At 43.0% G+C, this 20,926-nt stretch carries 19 protein-coding genes; 8 read left to right on the top strand and 11 right to left on the bottom strand.

Annotation, left to right across the window (positions count from 1 at the left end):
* The first annotated feature begins 27 nt into the window (after positions 1-27).
* Complete coding sequence (locus OAG1_RS05750; protein ID WP_338624767.1) at positions 28-864, top strand: S1-like domain-containing RNA-binding protein; 837 nt, start codon at positions 28-30, stop codon at positions 862-864.
* A 100-nt stretch (positions 865-964) separates the two neighbouring features.
* On the opposite strand, the gene OAG1_RS05755 is transcribed toward OAG1_RS05750, so the two are convergent.
* The 4 genes from OAG1_RS05755 to sigZ form a co-directional block, all read right to left on the bottom strand.
* Complete coding sequence (locus OAG1_RS05755) at positions 965-1,660, bottom strand: hypothetical protein (protein WP_338624769.1); 696 nt, start codon at positions 1,658-1,660, stop codon at positions 965-967.
* 190 nt (positions 1,661-1,850) lie between these two features.
* Entirely contained in the window at positions 1,851-3,026 is a 1,176-nt protein-coding gene (locus OAG1_RS05760) for an aminotransferase class I/II-fold pyridoxal phosphate-dependent enzyme (protein ID WP_338624771.1), read from the bottom strand.
* A 70-nt stretch (positions 3,027-3,096) separates the two neighbouring features.
* Positions 3,097-4,587 carry a glutathione synthase gene (locus OAG1_RS05765; protein ID WP_338624773.1) on the bottom strand — a complete coding sequence of 497 codons (1,491 nt, stop codon included), beginning with the start codon at positions 4,585-4,587 and terminating at the stop codon, positions 3,097-3,099.
* A 72-nt stretch (positions 4,588-4,659) separates the two neighbouring features.
* A complete protein-coding gene (gene sigZ, locus OAG1_RS05770; RefSeq protein WP_338624775.1) occupies positions 4,660-5,199 on the bottom strand; it encodes an RNA polymerase sigma factor SigZ in 540 nt (179 codons plus the stop codon).
* A gap of 202 nt (positions 5,200-5,401) precedes the next feature.
* Here sigZ and OAG1_RS05775 point away from each other — a divergent pair, with 202 nt between their 5' ends.
* A complete protein-coding gene (locus OAG1_RS05775) occupies positions 5,402-6,301 on the top strand; it encodes a carbohydrate kinase family protein (RefSeq protein WP_338624777.1) in 900 nt (299 codons plus the stop codon).
* A 15-nt stretch (positions 6,302-6,316) separates the two neighbouring features.
* Here the strand turns inward: OAG1_RS05775 and OAG1_RS05780 are convergent, their stop codons facing one another.
* The 4 genes from OAG1_RS05780 to lhgO form a co-directional block, all read right to left on the bottom strand.
* Entirely contained in the window at positions 6,317-7,276 is a 960-nt protein-coding gene (locus OAG1_RS05780) for a DUF523 and DUF1722 domain-containing protein (protein ID WP_338624779.1), read from the bottom strand.
* A gap of 73 nt (positions 7,277-7,349) precedes the next feature.
* A complete protein-coding gene (locus OAG1_RS05785) occupies positions 7,350-8,147 on the bottom strand; it encodes a S1/P1 nuclease (RefSeq protein WP_338624781.1) in 798 nt (265 codons plus the stop codon).
* A 17-nt stretch (positions 8,148-8,164) separates the two neighbouring features.
* Positions 8,165-8,638: a peroxiredoxin gene (locus OAG1_RS05790; RefSeq protein ID WP_338624783.1), complete on the bottom strand. Its 474-nt coding sequence runs from the start codon at positions 8,636-8,638 to the stop codon at positions 8,165-8,167.
* 216 nt (positions 8,639-8,854) lie between these two features.
* The gene (gene lhgO, locus OAG1_RS05795) at positions 8,855-10,060 is read right to left on the bottom strand and encodes an L-2-hydroxyglutarate oxidase (protein WP_338624787.1); all 1,206 of its coding nucleotides are present in this window, start codon (positions 10,058-10,060) and stop codon (positions 8,855-8,857) included.
* A gap of 154 nt (positions 10,061-10,214) precedes the next feature.
* On the opposite strand from lhgO, the gene OAG1_RS05800 reads away from it, so the two are divergent.
* From OAG1_RS05800 to OAG1_RS05820, 5 genes are all read left to right on the top strand, one after another.
* Positions 10,215-10,973 carry a sulfite exporter TauE/SafE family protein gene (locus OAG1_RS05800; RefSeq protein ID WP_338624789.1) on the top strand — a complete coding sequence of 253 codons (759 nt, stop codon included), beginning with the start codon at positions 10,215-10,217 and terminating at the stop codon, positions 10,971-10,973.
* A gap of 32 nt (positions 10,974-11,005) precedes the next feature.
* The gene (locus OAG1_RS05805; protein WP_016402675.1) at positions 11,006-11,545 is read left to right on the top strand and encodes a lipocalin family protein; all 540 of its coding nucleotides are present in this window, start codon (positions 11,006-11,008) and stop codon (positions 11,543-11,545) included.
* 24 nt (positions 11,546-11,569) lie between these two features.
* Positions 11,570-12,307 (top strand): ferredoxin--NADP reductase, encoded by a 738-nt coding sequence (locus tag OAG1_RS05810; protein WP_338624791.1) that lies wholly within the window; start codon positions 11,570-11,572, stop codon positions 12,305-12,307.
* Between the two features lie 242 nt (positions 12,308-12,549).
* Positions 12,550-13,290, top strand: coding sequence for an exosortase-dependent surface protein XDP1 (gene xdp1 / locus OAG1_RS05815; RefSeq protein ID WP_338624793.1), 741 nt, complete (start codon positions 12,550-12,552; stop codon positions 13,288-13,290).
* Between the two features lie 146 nt (positions 13,291-13,436).
* Positions 13,437-16,232 (top strand): tetratricopeptide repeat protein, encoded by a 2,796-nt coding sequence (locus OAG1_RS05820; protein ID WP_338624795.1) that lies wholly within the window; start codon positions 13,437-13,439, stop codon positions 16,230-16,232.
* Positions 16,233-16,286: 54 nt separating this feature from the next.
* On the opposite strand, the gene ettA is transcribed toward OAG1_RS05820, so the two are convergent.
* Positions 16,287-17,951 (bottom strand): energy-dependent translational throttle protein EttA, encoded by a 1,665-nt coding sequence (gene ettA, locus OAG1_RS05825; RefSeq protein WP_338624797.1) that lies wholly within the window; start codon positions 17,949-17,951, stop codon positions 16,287-16,289.
* A gap of 273 nt (positions 17,952-18,224) precedes the next feature.
* Here ettA and OAG1_RS05830 point away from each other — a divergent pair, with 273 nt between their 5' ends.
* Complete coding sequence (locus tag OAG1_RS05830) at positions 18,225-19,136, top strand: L,D-transpeptidase family protein (protein WP_016402680.1); 912 nt, start codon at positions 18,225-18,227, stop codon at positions 19,134-19,136.
* A gap of 46 nt (positions 19,137-19,182) precedes the next feature.
* On the opposite strand, the gene OAG1_RS05835 is transcribed toward OAG1_RS05830, so the two are convergent.
* Positions 19,183-19,449, bottom strand: a complete 267-nt coding sequence (locus OAG1_RS05835; RefSeq protein WP_016402681.1) for an Lpp/OprI family alanine-zipper lipoprotein — start codon at positions 19,447-19,449, stop codon at positions 19,183-19,185.
* A gap of 248 nt (positions 19,450-19,697) precedes the next feature.
* Positions 19,698-20,693, bottom strand: a complete 996-nt coding sequence (locus OAG1_RS05840) for a ChaN family lipoprotein (RefSeq protein ID WP_338624801.1) — start codon at positions 20,691-20,693, stop codon at positions 19,698-19,700.
* Positions 20,694-20,926 lie beyond the last annotated feature (233 nt).

Genomic DNA, 20,926 nt, shown 5'->3' on the forward strand with positions numbered 1-20,926 from the left:
CTTATCGAATGTGAAAAGAGAGATAAAATGCTAGAAATTGGACGCCTTAATCAACTAGCCGTGATTGAAATGGCTGACTTAGGTGCCTACCTAGAAGGTGGCGAGTTCGGTGATATTTTGCTTCCAAGCAAAGAGCTGCCTGCTGATTTAAGCATTGGTCAGCAAATAGAGGTATTTGTTTACCGAGATAGCCAAGGTAACCTATTAGCGACCTTACAGAAGCCTTTGGTGCAAGTAGGCGAATGCGCTAACTTGCAGGTGAAGGACATTAACGATGTTGGCATCTTCCTCGATTGGGGCCTAGACAAAGATTTATTTTTGCCTTTCGGTGAGCAACAGCAGCCAATGGAAGTTGATCGTCATTACGTAGTGTATGTCTACTTAGACAATGAGCAACGCATTACCGCCAGCAATAAGCTTGATCGTTACATCGATAAGTCAGACCACAAGTATAAGCGTGGCGACAAAGTTGAGTTATTGGTTGCTGGGCGTACCGAGCTAGGTTACAAAGCCGTGGTAAATAACAAGCACTGGGGCGTACTGTATTACGATCAAGTGTTTAAGCGTATTCGCGCGGGTTATGCAGGTACTGGTTATATTCAAAAAGTACGAGAAGACCAAAAGCTAGACGTAAGTTTAGAGCCCATTGGCATACAAAAAGCCATTGATATTGGCGACACCATTTTAACTAAGCTTCGCGAAGAGCAAGGCTACTTGGCCTTGAGTGATAAAAGTACCCCGCAAGCCATTTCTGCTATTTTTGGTGTAAGTAAAGGTACCTTTAAAAAAGCCATTGGTAAGCTTTATAAAGAAGGTTTAATCACCATTAGTAAAACTGGCATAGTGTTAAACGACAAAGAATAGTGAGCGTTTTTCATTAGCCAGATTAGCCCGCAACTTAGCGGGCTTTTTTGTAGCTGGCATATAGCGTTGAGCGACAGTATTTTTTATACGAAGATGGGTTTTACTTGGGCTCCATGCTAGGCAATGGCTCCTCGTTAGAGACTGTTAAATTGTCTAAATTAATAGTTGCCGAATAAGCGATATTGTCGCGTTGAAACACGATGATTACAGAGTGCTCGCCGACAATTTTGTATCCATTTACAAAGTCGATATCTTTTAGTAATTCAAGGTACTCTTGGCCATTTGGCTTCGATATAGCCACTGTTTTTAGATCAGATGATGTTAACGAATTATTGTTATTAGTGTCCGACTTAACCACGTAATAAAGAATGGCTTTAGTTTCTTTGGTTTGCTCTGAATAAGAGGTATTTGGTAACTGATGAATGCTTGTTATCAAGTAGTCATTTTTATCAAATAACCAATACTTACTATTTGTTTCTACATTAATGAAGAGGTAGTTTCTGGTTGACGATGCCGACTTGCTGTATGACGCTGTGCTTATATTTTGCTCTGAATAGAGTGGGACCATTATTACGCTAGAACCATTAATGCTTATTAGATTTCCTAGCCGCCACTTTTCTTTGTCTTCCTGTGTTTCTTCAATATTAACAATGTTTCTTACGTTTCTATCACGTGTAATGTCTTGGTAGATTGTAATGGCAGCGAATAGGCTTAGCGCTAGACCTACAATTCCAACTAACATAATTACGATGGCATTAAATCGCCATATATTTTTGAAGAGTTTGCTTTCTTCCATCTTCATTCCTAAGTGAGCTTGCGTCTTTTTTATGTGAATAAAGCTACCACTAAGCTATTAATTAAAAAAGAAAATACTATTTAAACGCTCAGAGCTTTCCTCTCTAGCTGTTTGCCAGTTTGGCTATTTAGTTATCATAAAGGCAGAGCTTGGTAATTTTAATCGCCGGCCTCTGCCTTTATCTAAATGACTAGCGATATTGGCTAATTGATGTTTTGAGTTGCTGCAGTGACGCTTGGACTTTTTCTAACGGTGAGGCAAAGTTCATCCGATAATAATTTTCGTTCATTTCACCAAACCAGGTGCCGGGTGTTAGCGCGAGTTTAGCATGCTGGCTTAATAGCTCTTTTAATTGCTCAGGGGTTAAGTTTAAGCCGGAGAAATCAAACCATATTTGATTGGTACCTTCGGGTAGAAAGGCTTTAACTTGGGGGAGTTCCTTGGCCATAAATGCCATAATCCAGTTTCTTACTTCTTGGGTATAAGCCAAAAACTCTTCGAACCACTCTTTGCCATGCCGGTAGGCGGCAATGGTGGCATACATGCTAAATGCATTGCCGTGGTCGAGTGACATAGACACCGAGCTTGCTTTGATTGTTTCTCGTAAGGCTTGGTTATCACTATAGATATAGCCATTAGCAATGCTATTTAAGCCAAAGTTTTTAGCAGGGGAGCCAATAATGGTGAGGCTGTTGTCGTAGTTTAACGAGGCCATGCTGGTGAACTTTGCACCTTCAAACACGATATCGGCATGAACTTCATCACTTATAATCATTACCTGGTACTTTTTGGCAATGGTAACTAACTGTTGCAACTCTTGTTTAGTCCACACTCTACCTACCGGATTATGAGGGTTACATAACAACACCATGCGTACTTTGCCGCTGCTTAGCTGCCGCTCAAAATCTTGGTAATCAAATAGGTGACGATCTCCCTCTAGCTTAAGCGGGCTAGTCACAGCTTTGCGCCCGGCAGATTCAATTAAACGGCGAAATTGGTGGTACACCGGAGTTTGAATTAATACGCCGTCGCCTTCTTGAGTAAAGTCGCGAATTAGCAATGCTATTGCACTGAGTACCCCAGGAACTTGCACAAAATGATTAGGATTTAGGTCAAGCTGGTGGCGCTGTTGATTCCAATGAGCAATCGCCTTAAATACGGTTTGTGAATCAAATTCGTAAGAGTATTGCTCGCGGTTTACTAATTGCTGCATAGCTTGGCTGATTGGATAGGCAATGGGGAAATCCATATCGGCTATCCAATAAGGTGTCAGCTGGTCGCTGCCATAAATTTGCTTTAGCATTTTACTATCATGCTTAATAAATTTGTCGCTAATACCTTGGTGGCTCGGGGTGGTTTGAAACATTAAGTTTTCCATCGATTTAGGTTGATAGTGTTAGGACGCAGCCTTAACAAAAAAGACGCAAGTTTTTAGCTTATGCATCACTTAAAACCAAGGAATCTAAAATACCTTTACCGCTGTGGATCCCGCCTTCGTTCTCACTCGCGGGTTTACTACGAATAAGATAGCCAGCATATCCGTTTAGTGGTGTTGCTGGTTCTTCATCGTAATAAGCACTAAATAAGCCTATCTCGCTCACCAGATCGTCTACGTGGGTTTGTGTGCTATTACGCACTGCGATGGTGGAGACTTCGCGTTCGTATGGATATAAGCGCTGCATTAAAGCCCAAGCGTCATACTCATGAGGAGCCAACTGTTGAAGTTTATTAGTTATATCTTCACCAAAAACGCAATGTCCACCACCTTCTCCTTGGTTTTTTAGTACCCATTGTTGCTTATTTGCCTGCATATTAAACCAGTCGATGGTTGCTTGGTTTATTGGTTTCATATCAGCCAAGACACTTTTGATTAGCTTGGCATCTTCTAGGTTTAACCCCCAGCGCGCATAGTCTTCTGCTGGCATGGTTGTTAGGAGCATTTGCATGGTTTTACTGGTGGCGAGTTGCTGGCTAAACGTGGCGTTCACTGCCACTTTGTGTTGCTCGATAAATAGCCTAGTTTGGCTAAGGGTTTCGCAGCAAACTCTCTCACTGCGTGTTGTTGAATAGTAGTCAGCGTATTGGTAACCAGCTCTAAGATATACCACATCAATAGCGCCTACGTCGTTTAACAGTAGGCGTTGATTATCGCCGCTGGATAATTGGGTACTAAGTTGCTCGAAGGCACGCCTTACGGTGCGAACCCCTTGTTGCTGTAAAGCTAGTTCCAGAAGATGTTGGTCGTACACATTGTCTTCATTTTCTTGTATCACCATTAAGAAAGTTGGTTTACTCGCTAAACCGTCTAAAGAAGCTTGAGCACGTGATTCAAAGCTTGCTTTAATGCTGTTTGCAGCTTTAACGATCGCAAGGGCGAGCTGTTCAATAGCTTGGTTTTCTGCTGGTGAGGCGTCCTTATCTTCTAGGTAGGTTTGGTAAAGCTGAGGCCATTGATTTTGTATAAAAGCATGCAGCTCTGTTGCGCGTTGGCCAAACGGCGCCATGCCTGCAGCAATACCATTAAACTCGATAACTTTTGGACCATGTTGTCGGTCGTCCATAAAATCGGTACGCATTATTAGCAGCGGTTTTCTAGCAGGTGATAAGCGATGTGCTGAGTCACCATGGGCTTGTTGGTGCAGGGCTAATAAACGTTCAAAAAAGGGCTCTGCTTTTGCCACTTTAGCGAGCGACGACTGAAGAAAGTCGTGATCTTCTGACACATTGTTAATTAGCCTTGTAATAAGAGATGTCGCTCTACGCAGGTGTTCGAATACTTCATGCGGCATAGTTATTGGCGCAATACTAAACGGACAATGCCTGGCAGAGTTATCAGCTTGACGAAAAGCTACGCCATGCATAATGGCCCATTCAGTTATTTCTTGGATTATTTGAGCTGAAATAATAGGGCGCGTTGTATTGGGCATGTATTCTCCAAAGTACTCGTGGGAACGAGCATTTATTTGTTTGTTAACCGCTTTGTTGCAGACAAACAGCATTTAACATTTACTTGATGAGCTTGTCTTTTTTGGGGAGTAGTCGGTGATGCCCTCTTGTCCTACTTCAAAGTCACAGCAAGCCATCATTTGTTCTCTAAACTTCACTCGGCTTCTTTGTACTCGGCTTTTAGCGCCAGAGAGCGATAAACCGAGCTGTTCGGCGATACTTTGTTGTGAGTAACCTTCTAACTCGGCTAAACGAAGCGGTGTGCCGTATTTTTCGGGCAGTTCATCGATGAGAGGGCGCAGGCACTCTGCTAACTCTTTACGGGCTAGACTACCGCTATCGTGATCTTCTGCGACCAAGTCTTCAGGCAATTCTTCATAGGGTTTCTGCTGGCGATAAAAATCCATAATGGTGTTATGGGCGATACGATATAACCAGCCTTTTAAGCTGCCCTTTGACTTAAGTTGATGCAAATTGCTACTGGCCTTGATGTAAACATCTTGCAAGATGTCATCGACAGCGTGGCTGTCATTTATCCGCTTGCTAACATAGCTTCTAAGCTGGGCTTTGTGGTTTTGCCATTCAGATATCATACAAACTGGATCTCAAGGTTAAGAATCTTTGATTACTTTTAGTAAGACTAAGCAATTCACTAAAAGACGCAAAACTTTCTGATTTTTATTAAGCCTGGAGGCAACAAAAAATCACTTGGGCCGCTCTATCGAGCAGTTAAGCTTGTTGTTACTTATTGATGTGTTAGCGTTATTCGTCATGCATATTCAATGAGTTAGCTTTATGACACGTATTTTGGTTGCGGGTTTAGTCAATATTGAGACCACCTTAAAAATTGAAGGATTTCCTCAACACTATTATCCAGTGACTTACCCTTTTGACGGTATTCAAAGCAGTGTGTCTGGGGTGGCATTTAATGTGGCTAAAGCGCTTGCTACCCTGGGTGATGAGGTTGACTTATGCACGCTGCTGGCACCCGATATGGCAGGAGAGCAAGTGCAACAAGCCATAGCTCAAATACCGAAAGTGAAGGCTTGTGTTGAGCTAACTATGCAAGATACACCACAGTCGGTCATTTTGTATGACCCAGAGGGGCGGCGGCAAATACATGTAGACCTGAAAGATATTCAGCAACGCAGATACTCGGAACAAGGCTTTAAGAAACAGCTTATATATAGCGACGCGGTTGTTGCTTGTAATATTAATTTTGCCCGACCAATGCTAGAGCTGGCAAAGCAGGCTGGCAAACTGATTGCTACCGATGTACATACCCTAGGTAACATTGAAGACGAATATAACCAGCAATTTCTTGCCATGGCCGATGTGCTGTTTTTGAGTGACGAGCAGGTAAGTGGTGACTATCACCAGTTTATTTGGCAGTTGGTGGAGCGTTATCACAACTCGGTTATTGTGATGGGATTAGGCAGCAACGGTGCTTTGCTGTATACCCAACAGGCAAATTCCATTCAACATTTTCCCGCGACAACAACACGACCAGTGCTTAATACTATTGGTGCTGGTGATGCGTTATTTTCATGTTTTTTACATTACTACTTGTTAGAAAATAACCCAGAAAAGGCGCTCAGTCGGGCTATGGTGTTTGCATCTTACAAAATTGGAGAAGCGGGCGCTGCTTCAGGCTTTTTAAGCCATCAGCAGCTAGAAGACTTTGTTTCTAAGTAGATGGGACTAGTAGTCTTATAAACTGTAACGTAGCTTAAGCTCATTGGGGTGAGGGGCTAGGTAAGCTTGCTTAGCAACGTAGTGGTTCGGATGCTCTCGTAAGTAGTGCTGAATAAGGCTAATTGGCACCAGTAAAGGCAATAAACCTTCGCGATATTCATGAATACGTTCGGCCAGCTCTTCACGTTGTTGGGCTGTGATTTCTCGCTTAAAGTAACCCTGCAAGTGTTGTAATACATTACAGTGGTTTTTACGGCTGCAGTTATGTTTCAAAATCTCCATAAAACCTTTGATATAACTAGCGAAACCTTCTAAGTCTTGATTGCTGCTAATGTTGGCTAATAAGGGGCCCAGCTCACGGTACTTGGCAGGGTGGTGCGCCATCAATAAGTATTTGTATTTAGCGTGAAAATCCTGCACTTTAGCCACGGTAAAACCTTCGTGCTCAAGCGTTTTCCATTGGTGATAAGCAAACACGCGATTAACAAAGTTTTCGCGCAGTACGGGGTCATTTAAACGGCCGTCTTCTTCAACTGGCAATAAAGGATAAGCTTTCATTAATTCGGCAGTAAATATCCCAACACCGTCTTTGGTGGCGTTGTTTTTAGCCGGTGAATAAACACTGACTCGTTCCATACCGCAGCTAGGAGATTTTGCACATACAACGTAACCGCTATGATGGCTAAGTTGTGGTAAGCGACGCTTAGCGTATTGTTGCATTTTTTCGGTAACATCAAAGCTGCCGTCACTGGCTTGAATGCTTATAACATCTTCTTGCTGAACTAAACGAATGGTTTTTCTTGGGGTGCCCATGCCTATAGCCATTTCCGGGCAAGTGGGTTCAAAATCAAAATACTTGGCTAATTCGATGCGACAAAAGCGCGATTGTTTGTGTCCGCCATCGTAGCGCACTTCTTCACCTAGTAAGCAGCTACTAATACCTACAGAAATTTTGTCGCTAGAGAATTTATTCATGCTGTCAGCTCCTTCACATTATATTGAGTATAACGTTGCTCAAACAATTAGGATCACTTAGAGCTCAGCATTTCTATAGCTTGTTATTAAATATATGATTTAGCTTGTCGGCTAAGCGCTTACCGGCACGAACAATTTGTAGCTCTAAAGTAGGGCGATGTTGGTTTGCGTAGTTATCGGATAAGTTTTTATCGCCAAATTGATAAACAGCCGGTAATAGTTCACGGCTTTGATTTAGCCATTCTTCATAGTGAAAAAGCTGGTCGTTGCTAGGATATTGGCGCTGAAGTTGCTCGGCATATTTGCCCAAAGACAGCTTGTTACTATCAAGTAGTTGGCTATCCCACACCCGATGTAGATTTGAGCTTTTTCCATACCAACTAACTGAGACCTTATTACCGCCACGATCGTTTGCGTAACCCACATGCAAGGGTTGATGAATGTCACCGACAAAGTGAATATAAAACTTTAGGGCTTGTTGGCGCTCTAACTTACTTATATTCGGCTGCTTGAGCTGCTGTTCAAAATACTCCAGTTGGCTGAGTACATCTCCTTTGGGGTTTCGCTGGCTTTGCTCAAGTGACTGCCCTTTGGGAATATTAATGTAGTGCCAGGGGCCTGTGTGCTTCCAAGCTTTTTGTTTTCTCGCATAGTCTGCCCATGTTGCAAGTACCACCATACTCTTGCCATCAAGTATTTGTTCGATGTGTTTTTGGCTTTGCGGGTCGAGTTGTTGCTGGGCAATATAAGCGATTAGTTGATGCCCTTTCATGCCAAAGGCTAAACAGCTTTGAGACAGTGACAATAGGCAGATAAAAACAATACTAAATCGCACTGCCATTAGATGTTGAGCATTTAGACGACTTAGCATTGCCAGCTTATTGATGTTTATAGTTGACTAAGAATATGTTCGGCCTTGCTCACCTCAAAGGATTTAGGTGGTTCTACATTTAGCTGAGTAACCGTTAAGTTATCAATTATCATTGCGTAGCGCTGCGAACGTACCCCGCCAAAACTGGCGGTGTCCATATCTAAGCCTAGTGCTTTAGTAAAACTGGCATCGCCATCGCCCAACATCAGTATATTTTCTGCGTTTTGCGCTTCGCCCCATGCTTGCATAACAAAGGCATCATTTACTGATACACAGGCAATAAGATCTACGCCTTTGGCTTTAATTTCGTCAGCCAATACGACGTATCCGGGGAGGTGGGCTTCAGAACAAGTGGGGGTAAATGCACCGGGTACCGCAAATAGAACCACCTTTTTGCCCGCAAACAGTTCATGGCTGGTGTGATTCTGCATACCTTGTTGATTAAGTTCGGCTAACGGGGTGTCTGGAATAACTTGCCCTAGTTCTATCATCTTGCACTTCCTAGTGAGTAGTGAAACCAAGCTATTGCTTGCTTAGACGTTTTAGCCTAGGGGGGAAAAGAGCTTAGTGCAAGTGGCGTTGCAAATAACAATTATAAGCTTCGCAATAAGGCGTTTAAGCTCAGTTTGTTGATAAGAGATAGCCAAGCTTAATGCCGCTTAAACTAAAAAGAGCAGCCGATTGGCTACCCTGCTAAGCTTAGTGACTTACTTCGATGGACTTAAATCTTGCTCTAGCTTATCGCAAATATACCTACCTATAGGAAAGGCAGAAGTAGCCGCGGGTGAGGGCGCATTACATACGTGTAAGCTACGTGGGCTGCTTGCAAATAAAAAGTCGTGAACCAAGGTTCCATCTCTTAACACTGCTTGAGCCCGAATGCCGCTAGGATAAGGGCGAAGGTCATGAATGTTTAAGCTAGGGCAATATTTTCTTACCCGCTGTAGATATCCTGATTTAAACATGGAGTCTTTGGTTTCGCTGAGACCGCTACGAAAATGCTGTTTAGCCACTTTCCAAAAACCCTTGAAACCGAGCATTTCCTTGGTATCGGCAAGGCTAAAGGACCCCTTGTTGTAACCTTCTCTTGACCAACCTTGTACGGCGTTGGGACCAACCGTCACGCTGCCATCTATCATCTTAGTAAGATGAACACCTAAAAATGGCAAGTCCGGATTAGGGATGGGATAAATAAGGTGTTTAATCAGTTGGTTATGACGAGGTTGTAATTGATAGTATTCGCCTCGATAAGGAACAATTTGAAAGTCGATATCTAGCTTAAGCATGTTGCATAGGCGGTCCGCCATAAGCCCTCCGCAGGCAATAAGGTATTGGCTACTGATTTGACCATGCTGCGTATCAATCAATATCTTATCGGTTTGTTCGCTCAATCCTGTTACTTGGTGAGACAGCAATATTTCGCCGCCCGCTTGTTGAAATAACTTGGCCAGTTTTTGGCAGATTTGAGGATAACTAACGATGCCGGTGTCTTTTACTTGCAAAGCACCCAAGCCAACGATGTTAGGTTCTATTTCCTGCAGTTGTTTGGCGTTAAGCGGTTTTACCTTAATGCCATTTTGCTCACAGCGTGTGGCTAGCGCTTGCATATCACTCAACTCTTGTTGATTAGTTGCCACGAGTAGCTTGCCGCATTGCAAGTAAGGAATGTCGTGTTGTTGGCAAAAGCTGATGGTGTCTAATAAACCCTGCTTACAGAATTCGGCTTTTAGGCTGCCTGGCTGGTAGTAAACTCCAGCATGAATTACGCCACTGTTATGGCCTGTTTGATGAAAGGCGAGTGAAGATTCTTTTTCTAGTAGCACTATTTTGGCGCTAGGTTTTCGCTTAATCAGTTCTAAAGCGCTGGCGAGGCCTACGATGCCTCCACCAATAATGCTGTAATCGTAGTTCACTGAACCATTCCTTTTACTACTTATATCCATATAACGTTAAGCTTAATTCTGGCATAGAAAAATTTCAGCTTAGACTAAAGATAAAAATCTGCTACTGAATAAAGCTTGCGTCAGTGATAAGGTCAAAGTTACCAAAGGGCTAATGAGGCGCTAAATGGATTTCACAATTTATCATGGATTGTTGTTACTCACAGTAGGATTATTTGCTGGAGTTATCAATACCTTGGCGGGAGGGGGATCGAATCTAACACTTCCTGCGTTAATGGTAATGGGGATGCCAGCAGAGGTTGCAAATGCAACCAATAGGGTGGGCATTTTTTTGCAGTGTTTAACCGGGGTATTGGGCTTTAAAAAACACGGTAAATTGGATACTGATGATGTCGCCCCGATTTTATGGCCAACCTTAGTGGGTGGTTTGGTTGGCGCAGTAGCGGCCTCTTATGCTCCTTCGTGGATCATTAAATATTTGTTGCTTGGCGCCATGCTGGCGATGGCGGCATTAATGCTGATTAAACCTAGTGTTGTTGCCCCCGAGGCAGGAACTGAAGCGCGTAAAATGAAAGGTACTCCCTCGGCTAAATGGAGCTTGGCTATTGCCGGTTTTTACGGCGGTTTTGTACAAGCTGGGGTCGGATTTATTTTGGTCGCCGCGTTGGCAGGGAGTTTGCGCTACGATTTAGTCAGGGCTAACGCGCTGAAATTAGTATGTACCATTGCTTTTACTAGTGTGGCCTTGGTGGTCTTTATTGCACGGGACCAAGTGTTATGGCTACCGGGTTTGGTTTTGGCCATAGGTTACATTATTGGCGCACATTACGCGGTTAAATTTGCCATAAAAGCTGCCGCTAATACGCTTAAATGGTTTTTGTTTGTGATGACCTTAGTAGGCTGCATAGCCGCATTGTGGTTTTAGATCTTATAGCGGCAAATTAATAGGAAGGTAGTATGCAAAAAGTGTTAATTATCATTGCTATGTTAGCATTGAGTGCTTGCAGTTCTAAGCCTGAAGGGATTGAACCTGTTCAGAATTTCAATCTAGATAAGTACTTAGGCACTTGGTACGAAATCGCCCGCTTGGATCATTCATTTGAGCGCGGCATGAGTCATGTTACTGCAACTTATACCCTGCGTGATGACGGCAAGGTATCTGTTCTGAATAAAGGCTTTTCCGAGCAAGACCACCAATGGTTCGAAGCAGAAGGTGTTGCACAGTTTGTTAGTGAGCCTGATGTTGCACACTTGAAAGTGTCATTCTTTAGGCCATTTTACGGCGCTTACGTGGTGTTTGCTTTAGACGAAAAAGACTATCAATATGCTCTAGTGGCAGGACCAAACCGAGATTATTTGTGGTTGTTGGCCAGAAGCCCCGAGCTATCTCACGCCATTCGTACCGATTTAGTACATCAAGCTAAAGAGCTTGGATTTGATACTAGCGAACTGATTTTTGTAGAGCACCACGGTGACGTGATAGCGTCAAAAGAGTGAAGACGTTTTACAACAGGAGCAACTATGTGGACTGAAGGTAAAGTAATTCAACGTATTGATTGGAACGATGAACTGTTTTCCTTACGCATTAAAGCAGAGATAGATCCTTTTGTGGCGGGGCAGTTTATCAAGTTGTCTGAAATGCGAGACGACAAGCGTATTGCCCGTGCTTACTCGCTGGTTAACCCTCCGAACACAGACTATTTAGAAATACTGGCTATTAAGGTGGAAGATGGGCTGTTGTCACCCAATTTACACTTATTGCAAGCTGGCGATAGCATCGAAGTTTCAACTGCAGCAGCAGGGTTTATGGTACTAGACGAAGTCCCTCCCGCTAAGCACCTTTGGTTGATTGGAACGGGCACTGGAATAGGCCCATTTTTCTCAATGTTGGAAACTCTAGAGCCCTGGGAGCGATTCGAGAAAATTGTGCTGGTTTACGGTGTACGAAAAGCTAAGGATATTGCTTATCAAGAGCTGATTGACAAGTACTTAAATGAGCAAGCGGATAAATTTGTCTTTCAAGCCATGGTAACCAGAGAAGATTGCGCCGGCGCACTAAGGGCTAGGATCCCAGCAGCACTGGAAACGGATCAGCTGGAGAATGCGATAGGGCTTAGTCTTAATGCGCAAGACTCTCAGGTGATCATGTGTGGTAATCCGCAAATGATCACTGATGCTCAAAGCATACTTGAGAATAAAGGCTTAAAGAAAAACCTTCGACGAAAGCCAGGGCAAGTAACGGTAGAACGCTATTGGTAGTGTGTTTTTTGAGCGTAAATGTTACTCTTTCGGATAGAGGTTTTGTCACTTATTTGATGCATTGATTAGTAATAAGCACAAAAACTCAGCAATTGTTGTCGGTATTTTTTACAATATGACAATAATAATTTAAATCTATTATTTAAGTTGCTGTATATAAAGAGTTATTTATCTTGGCTTGCTTTTTGCTTTAATCTGCTTAGTGATATTAAAGATATACATACTGCTATTTTGGGGGCACTGTGTTTAAACAAATTTTATTAGTAGCAAGTTGCGCGGTTTCGTTGTCTGCTTTTGGCTCAACGCAAACATGGGACTTTAGCACATTTACCGAAAGCGGAAGCGGTGATGGGAATACCTTCAGTGGTAACGGTCTTACTCTTTCAGGCTGGTCTAATACCGACGGTGGTGCTCAGAATATCGAAAGTGGCGAGCTAGATTACGCAAACGGTTATGGTTTGACATTACAAAACCGTGATGAAGGTGGTGGCTCTCCAGACCATGCAATCGACAGCTACAACAATCGTGACTGGAAGAAAGATTATGACATGGTTTTACTTAGCTTTGATGAAGCAGTAAACCTTGCTGGTTTCTCGTTGGGCTGGGCTAAAGAGGGTCGTAACAGGGAGGCTGATGTGACTGTATTAGCATACTCTGGTAACGATACTCCTACTTTAGCGGGTAGTAACTGGGGAGACGTGGCAAGTGCTTGGTCAACTGAAGCTCAGGTCGACGATGCTAGCTCATATGCATATCAATCAATTAGCTCTAGTGCTTCTTCTAAGTATTGGTTAATTGGTGCATATAACCCAATCTTTGGAGATATGGGGTTCTCAACCGCCAACGATGCTTTTAAGTTGGCCGGTGTTAAAGCGAATAGCCCTCAAGTACCAGTTACCAGCGTGCCAGAGCCAGGCACAGTCTTAATGTTTGCTGCTGGTTTATTTGGCATCGCATTACGTAGCAGAAAGCGCCAAGCTTAAACCAATACTTCCTTTTCCTGTTTAATCAAAAATACGAAATACTCTGTATTTCGTATTTTTTTGTCTTTTTTTTACTACCTGTTCATTAGATACTGTTTAAGGCTTAATTGACTAGCCCTTGAAGCAACAAGGAATTAGCTTTGATAATGAACAAATCTTTAGTAGCTCTGTGTTTACTGTGCGTAACAAATCTTAGCTTTGCTGATCAGCAGGCTAACGAGTACGAACTCGCCGTTAAAGCCTTTCATAGTGGAGAAGAGAATGAAGCCTTCATCCATTTAAAAAATGCACTAAAAGCTAATCCTGAACACCTTTCCTCAAAGCTACTGCTCGCCAAAGTTTATTTTAACGCAAATAACTTAGGTTCTGCTGAGAAACAGTTAGAAGAGGCTTTAGCCTTAGGGGCCGACATTAACTTGGTGTTGCCATTGCTTGGCAATATTCTAATGTTGCAGGGTAAAACTAACGAACTGCTTGCGTTTGAAGAGCGAATTAATGAGTTCTCTAAGCCGAGTTTGTTTGAGTGGAAGTTATTGCGTGGTCGAATCTATTTGAAAAGTGCTCAACCAGAATTAGCACGTAATGAATTTGAGCAAGCTACTAAACTTATACCGAATAAGCCAAGTGCGATGAATACCTTGGCAACCTTATATTTAAGGCAAAAAGAATACGTACTTGCAGAGCAGTGGATAGAGCGCTCATTACAAATAGCCAAAAATAATGAGAGAACATGGTTGTTGAAAGGGGATTTAGCAGCGAGTCAGAACAACTTAACCCTCGCCTTGGAACACTATCAAACTGCCTATCAACTTGATCCTCAAGACCCAAAAATCTTGCGAAGTTTAGTGATGACTCACCTTAAACTCAATCAGACTGAGCAAGCTAAACGCTATTTAAAGCAGATCCAAGAACAAACGCCCAATGATCCCACGGCGATATTGATCGGTGCGACTTTGTTTGCCGGTGAAGACAATACCGAAATGGCCGAGCGAGCCTTAGCGGATTTATCTCAAAAGGTCTCAGCTGCAGAAACTGAGGAGCTAACAGACGCAAACAGCTTGCTATTTATTCAGGGGGCGTCGGAATTTATTCTAGAAAACGATGAGAAAGCCCAGCAGTACTTAAGTCAGTACTTGCGTCAAAAGCCCAGTGATCTCGGGGCAACCCGAATGCTGTCTAAGCTCTACCTTCGTAATAATGAGTCCTACAAGCTGCAGTTACTTTTGCAAGATAACTTCGATTACATTATTCGCGATTTAGGCTTGTCGGTTCAACTAGTGTATTTGTACATTGACGCTGGTAGGCTACGTGCGGCTCAACAAGCTTTTGAGCAAATTAGAGCCTACCATAGCGATTCAAATTACATGGTGATTTTGGATGCTGAATTGGCTCGGGCAAGTGGTGAGTCCGAGCGGGCCTTAAGTCTGTTGGAAGAGCTTCCTTTTACCGAGGATAACGCGCCGATAAAGTGGTTACAGTTGAAAGGCGAATTAGCTTTAGAACTGAACAAGTTTGACCAAGCTAGCCCGGTAATTGAGAGTTTAATTGCCAGAAACATAAACAATGCTAATGCGCAAAATTTAATTGCTGCTTATTACATTAAAACTGAACAAGCAGAATTGGCACTGCGTTATCTTGATGAAGTGTTAGCAACCAACCCCAATAATGTAGGTGCTAGCTTTAACAAAGCAGTGGTCTTGAGAGCGCAGGGCAGCACTGAAGAAGCACTACAAATCTTAGACACCTTGTTAGCAGTAAACAAACAGCACACGCCAAGTCACCTTTTGGCTGCTCGCATTCACCTTGAGCAAAAAAACTATCTAGAAGCGACTGAACAGCTTGATAAAGTTTTACTATACGAACAAGACAATCGCCAGGCGCGCGAGCTAAAACTTGATACGTATATGCAGACAGCACAATGGTCGAATGCCTTAGCCGAAGTTGAGAAGCTAAATCGAGAGTATATTTTGAATGAGCGTTACTTAAGTGCTTATGCTGAAATTCTTATTCGATTAGAGCGATACGAAGACGCAGACTACCCCTTAGGTTTATTGGACAGTATTTGGAAAGAGCAGCCAAATAAGTTAATAGGCTTAGCCAGAATGCAAGCCCAAGCCAAGCAGTTAGCAAATGCTAAGAGTTCTTTATTGAAGTCTCACCAGTTGGCGCCGGAAAATATGTCAACTTTGATCCTGTTAACTAAAGTAGAACTGGAACAAAATGACTTGGAAGCTGCGGAAAAGACGGTGGCGGATTTAGCCAACAAATTTGGTGAAAGTAGCCAGTTGTTTCTCTTGCAAGGCGATATTCAAATGCGCAAAAAAAGCCAAAAGGAACAAGCGCAGCAAAATTACAGTAAAGCTGTAGAGTTGAATGCGTTTAATCGAGAGGCGGTAGTGCGTTTGTATCAATTGGCTAAACAAGGCATTGCCGATGATGCTTTTCATCAACAAATGGAAGGTTTAGTTACCACCGCTGCAGAGTTGGCTTGGCATAAACGTATTTTGGCCGATAGCTATTTGCACCATAAGCAGCTTGTTAAAGCTCAACAACACTATGAAGACTTGCTCGCCTTGCCAGCATTAAAGCAAGATCCCGGTATTTTGAATAACTTAGCAAATATCTACTCTGGCCAAGACTTAGATAAAGCTTATAAAACCGTTGCGCAGGTAGTAGAACAAGGCGCTAAAAACGCCGCTATTTTAGACACTATTGGTTGGATTGAAGTACAGCGTGGCAATGTTGACCAGGGTTTAGTTTACTTACGTGAAGCCTACACAATGAACGCATCAGATGCCGCAATTCGCTATCACTTGGCATTCGCTCTTAGTAAGTTGGGCCGCAAGGCCGAGGCTAAAGCGGAAGCAGAAGCAGCAGTGGAATTAGATCAGCAGTTCTCTGAGTATGAAGATGCTAAAGCATTATTAGAGAGCTTAGGCTAAGCTCCTTGGAGGAATAAAAAAGGCCACGTAAGTGGCCTTTTTTGTCGCTCATACTTAGCTAATACGTTTGTATTTTATGCGGTGAGGCTGAGCGGCTTCTTCACCAATGGTTTCTTTTAACCAAGCTTCGTACTCGGTAAAGTTGCCAGCGTGGAAGTTAACTTGTCCTTCGTCGCGGTAATCTAGAATGTGAGTTGCGATACGGTCTAAGAACCAACGGTCATGCGAGATAACCATGGCACAGCCAGCAAATTCCAAGAGTGCGTTTTCTAGCGCACGTAGTGTTTCAACATCTAGGTCGTTGGTTGGTTCATCTAGTAGTAGCACGTTGCCACCAGTTTGAAGTAACTTAGCCAAATGTAAACGGCCACGTTCACCACCCGATAGCTCTCCAACACGTTTTTGTTGGTCACCACCTCTAAAGTTGAATCGACCAACATAAGCGCGACTTGGTACTTCGATATTACCAATTTTTAGAATATCTGAACCGCCAGACACTTCTTGCCATACGGTAGCTTTATCATCCATCGCATCACGGAACTGATCAACGCTAGCTATTTGAACACTTTCGCCAACTTCTACGCTACCCGAGTCTGCTTTTTCTGCTCCGGTAATCATCTTAAATAGAGTCGATTTACCCGCGCCGTTAGGACCAATAATACCTACAATCGCTCCCTTAGGAATGCTAAATGACAGGTCATTGATTAGTACTCGTCCATCATAAGCCTTGCTTAGGTTGTTAACATCAATAACCTTATCACCTAGGCGTTGCGCAGCTGGAATGAATAGCTCGTTGGTTTCATTTCGGCTTTGGAAACTTTGAGTATTAAGCTCTTCAAAGCGAGCCATACGAGACTTACTTTTACTCTGACGGCCTTTCGCATTTGAACGAACCCACTCCAGCTCTTTCTGAATTGATTTCATTCGAGCTTTTTCTTGAGAGGCTTCTTGGTTCAAGCGGTCTTCTTTTTGTTCAAGCCAAGAAGAATAGTTACCTTCCCACGGAATACCTTCACCGCGGTCTAGTTCTAAAATCCAGCCCGCTACGTTATCAAGGAAGTAACGGTCGTGGGTTACCGCCACAACAGTACCTTCATAATCATGTAAGAAGCGCTCTAACCAAGCTACAGATTCTGCATCTAAGTGGTTGGTAGGTTCATCAAGTAGCAGCATGTCTGGTTTTTCAAGCAATAAGCGACACAGCGCTACGCGGCGACGTTCACCCCCAGAAAGCTTCTCAATTTTTTGGTCCCACTCTGGTAGGCGCAAGGCATCGGCTGCGCGCTCTAGTTGATTCTCTAAACTATGTGCATCATGAGTGGCTAAAATCGCTTCTAGTTCACCTTGCTCTTTAGCTAAGGCGTCAAAGTCTGCATCGGGTTCTGCATATTCGGCATAAACTTGGTCTAAGCGAGTCTGGGCATTTTTTACCACCGCTACTGCTTCTTCAACCACTTCGCGAACCGTTTTGTCCAAGTCCATTTGAGGTTCTTGAGCAAGGTAACCAATTTTGGTTCCTGGGTTAGCACGAGCTTCACCCTCAATATCGGTATCAATACCCGCCATAATGCGTAGTAGGGTAGACTTACCAGAGCCGTTTAAACCAAGTACGCCTATTTTAGCGCCAGGGAAAAAGCTTAAAGAAATGTTTTTAAGAATATGTTTTTTAGGGGGAACGATTTTACCAACGCGGTTCATCGTATAAATAAATTGGGCCATTTGCCGTTCCTTTAAGGGTCTATATTCGAATTTTTGTGTCGCTAAAGCATACACCCAAATTCGCTAATTTTATCTTCCGCTATGATACTGGCTTCGTAGATGGAAGCTAGCTTTGTAAGCCACTTTATGCGGCGGTTTTTTGATGTTGCATAGTGAAGCAGCATAAAGCGGTACTATCTGCTTGTTTTTAACAGAGATAGCCAGCAGGGCTTGTCGAATTTCTAAAGTAATAGTGGTATGTTGGAATCATCACAATTTGACACTGCAGATTAAATGAAACAGATTTTATTGGCCTGTGTTGCCCTATGTATGGCATTTTCAGTTTCAGCCTTAACTTACGATTTACCCGAAGATGGTAGTCGCCTGCTGGGCGGAAACCAATGGCACAGAGTGCAAAAAGGCGAAACTATTGCGCTTATTGCCGAGCGTTATGGTGTAGGTTTTTTAGCGGTAATGGCGGCGAATAAAGGGGTAGACCCTTTCTTACCAGAAGAAGACACCGAGCTTCTTATTCCCACTCAAATTTTGCTGCCCGATGTGGAGCGCAAAGGGGTGGTGGTAAATCTTGCGGAATTGCGTTTGTATTACTTCCGACCAAATAGCACCGAGGTAGATGTGTTACCCATTGGCATTGGCCGAATTGGCCGCGAAACGCCAGAGATGAGCACTTACATTAGTCAAAAACGCGAGCAACCTACTTGGACACCTACTCAAAATATTCGTAATGAATATGCGGCCAAGGGGATTATTTTGCCACCGGTTGTACAGGCAGGGCCAGAAAATCCACTGGGCGAATACGCCCTGCGTTTGGCTTACGGTAATGGTGAGTATTTAATTCATGGCACCAATAAAGAGTTTGGTGTTGGCCTGCGTGTTAGTTCGGGTTGTATACGTTTGTTTCCCGACGATATCGAATACCTGTTTTCGCAGGTTAATCTGAAAACGCCAGTGAGGATCATTAATCAATCGATTAAACATTCACTTGAACCTAGTGGGGAGTACTTGTTAGAAGTGCACCAGCCGCTTAATCGCTCTGAAGAAGAAGTGACCCAAGCAACTACCTTACAATTGAGTCGTGATGATATTAAGTTTATTACGCAAGCAGGGGTTGACTCGTCGGTGGTGAATCAAGCGCTGAAAAACCAGCAAGGCATTGCTTTGTCGGTAGGAGAAAAACAAGGATAAAAAAAAGGTGATGCTTAGCATCACCTTTTTTCACATCGCTTTAAACTTACTTAGTGTAAGAAGATGCGATGTTGTCGATACGTTCGTTAGCGCGCATCGCTTCAGCTTTAGCTTGGTCAGCACTCATTTGAGCTGACTTAATGTCGCCACTCAAAGAGCTTTGCTCTGCACGAAGAGCTGCAACTTCGTTTGATAGTGCATCAACTTTGTCGCTTAGAGATTGTACGTTGTTTTCTAAAGCGGTAGTGTTTGAAGAACAACCCGCTAGTAAAATGGTAGAAGCAATAGCGCCTGCAACTAAAAACTTATTCATGGTAAGTCCGTCCTTTATATTCAATTCTAACGATTGTTAGCAATCGTTGATTCGTTTAAGCAAAGCTATTCACTGCAATTGAGTGAGCCGCTGGTATGATTATGGCTCAATATGAGCAAGCTGCAAGCGTTTGTTAGTAAAACCAAAAAAAAATAAGGCGAATACAGTTATTTAAGTTGATTTGTTAACATTTATTTAACAAAGGGCGTCGCCGCCTAGAGACATTTTAAATAACCACTAGCTAATTGTTAGTTAGCGCTTTTACACTGCTTACTAGATTGTTTCTTAATATGCTTAAATTCTGCTTGCTGATTGGCTTTGTTTTGATATCGCACAGGCAGGCTTTTTACCACAATTAAGTAGTCACCTAATGCTTGTTTTTGTTGCTCGCTTAACTCAACAAACTCACTGTGGTTTATCGTCACTAAAGAACTAACTTTTTTACCTTCGAGGCGTTGTTCTACTCTTGAGTAGGTGCCTTGCCGTTGTTCAATATGAAAGTTGCCCACCGTGTGCATCACTTGTTGAGTAGTTTGAGACTGCAGTTGTAGAGCGATAGATTCTGCCATTGTTTCATCCCAAGCTAACATGGCAAAAAAGTGATTTTTGCTTTGTTCGCTATCGCCATGGTGGGCGTTACCAAACAGTCGCTGTTGGTAGGCCGGATCGTTGGTTGAAAAGTCTTGGGCAAGTTTGCTGCGTTCAGATTCTTCTAAGCCCTCTAAATAGCCTAAGCCTTGCTGACCAATACAGCGAACATGCTCGCGAGGCGCATTGGCTGCTACTACCGTAAGTTGTTTATCTTTGGCAAATTCAACTAGCGGCCGGTAATCAGAGCGGTAGTTATCCCAGGCTTTGGTTTGTTTGATAAGCCATTCTTCACCTATTTCGTTAGCTAGGTAGCTATCTAATAAAGCTTGTTGGCTGCGATTAAATTGCTCCATCGATAAACTAATTTGGTTTTGTTGCTGATATAAGGCTTCCAATAAACGCAGCTGTGCTAAGTGGATAGCGGGATGACTGTGGTATTCGCCAAACAGTATCACTTGAGAATCAGCCAGTTGCTTGGCAAGTGCTTGGGTATTTTCAACAATTTGTTGGTCGTTTGGGTTGTACAATGCGTAGTCATAGTAAGTCTGCAGTTGAATATCTGCAGATGGCGTTGCTTGCTCTACAGGTGGAGTAGCGCTGCAAGCCGATAGAAAGAAAAGTGACAAAATGAGGCCTGAGAGGCGAAGTGACATAATATAAACTCTAATTGTAGATGATAATCATTATCATCTTAACCTTTGTTGGGCTGAGATGTAATGCTTAAATTAACGTGAATTTATTTCATAAAGATCAAAGCAGCTAGTGAGAAAATTGCAAATTTAATAGGCTAAACGCACACTATAGCTTCCAAGGCAGCTAGCGTTTTATTGTTACATTTGTTCATTTGAATAGCGTTAATGGTAAAAAATTTTGCTGTGATCTGAAA

It is taken from the genome of Agarivorans sp. OAG1 (assembly GCF_037076485.1).
GTDB classification, from domain to species: domain Bacteria; phylum Pseudomonadota; class Gammaproteobacteria; order Enterobacterales; family Celerinatantimonadaceae; genus Agarivorans; species Agarivorans albus.

Coding starts and splice junctions, on each gene's coding strand:
- sigZ (WP_338624775.1), bottom strand. CDS start 5,199: ATGATATCTGAATGGCAAAACCACAAAGCCCAGCTTAGAAGCTATGTT.
- OAG1_RS05800 (WP_338624789.1), top strand. CDS start 10,215: ATGGATTTCACAATTTATCATGGATTGTTGTTACTCACAGTAGGATTA.
- OAG1_RS05835 (WP_016402681.1), bottom strand. CDS start 19,449: ATGAATAAGTTTTTAGTTGCAGGCGCTATTGCTTCTACCATTTTACTA.
- ettA (WP_338624797.1), bottom strand. CDS start 17,951: ATGGCCCAATTTATTTATACGATGAACCGCGTTGGTAAAATCGTTCCC.
- OAG1_RS05780 (WP_338624779.1), bottom strand. CDS start 7,276: ATGAATAAATTCTCTAGCGACAAAATTTCTGTAGGTATTAGTAGCTGC.
- OAG1_RS05775 (WP_338624777.1), top strand. CDS start 5,402: ATGACACGTATTTTGGTTGCGGGTTTAGTCAATATTGAGACCACCTTA.
- OAG1_RS05790 (WP_338624783.1), bottom strand. CDS start 8,638: ATGATAGAACTAGGGCAAGTTATTCCAGACACCCCGTTAGCCGAACTT.
- OAG1_RS05820 (WP_338624795.1), top strand. CDS start 13,437: ATGAACAAATCTTTAGTAGCTCTGTGTTTACTGTGCGTAACAAATCTT.
- OAG1_RS05765 (WP_338624773.1), bottom strand. CDS start 4,587: ATGCCCAATACAACGCGCCCTATTATTTCAGCTCAAATAATCCAAGAA.
- OAG1_RS05785 (WP_338624781.1), bottom strand. CDS start 8,147: ATGCTAAGTCGTCTAAATGCTCAACATCTAATGGCAGTGCGATTTAGT.
- OAG1_RS05830 (WP_016402680.1), top strand. CDS start 18,225: ATGAAACAGATTTTATTGGCCTGTGTTGCCCTATGTATGGCATTTTCA.
- OAG1_RS05755 (WP_338624769.1), bottom strand. CDS start 1,660: ATGGAAGAAAGCAAACTCTTCAAAAATATATGGCGATTTAATGCCATC.
- OAG1_RS05750 (WP_338624767.1), top strand. CDS start 28: ATGCTAGAAATTGGACGCCTTAATCAACTAGCCGTGATTGAAATGGCT.
- OAG1_RS05810 (WP_338624791.1), top strand. CDS start 11,570: ATGTGGACTGAAGGTAAAGTAATTCAACGTATTGATTGGAACGATGAA.
- OAG1_RS05840 (WP_338624801.1), bottom strand. CDS start 20,693: ATGTCACTTCGCCTCTCAGGCCTCATTTTGTCACTTTTCTTTCTATCG.
- OAG1_RS05805 (WP_016402675.1), top strand. CDS start 11,006: ATGCAAAAAGTGTTAATTATCATTGCTATGTTAGCATTGAGTGCTTGC.
- OAG1_RS05760 (WP_338624771.1), bottom strand. CDS start 3,026: ATGTTTCAAACCACCCCGAGCCACCAAGGTATTAGCGACAAATTTATT.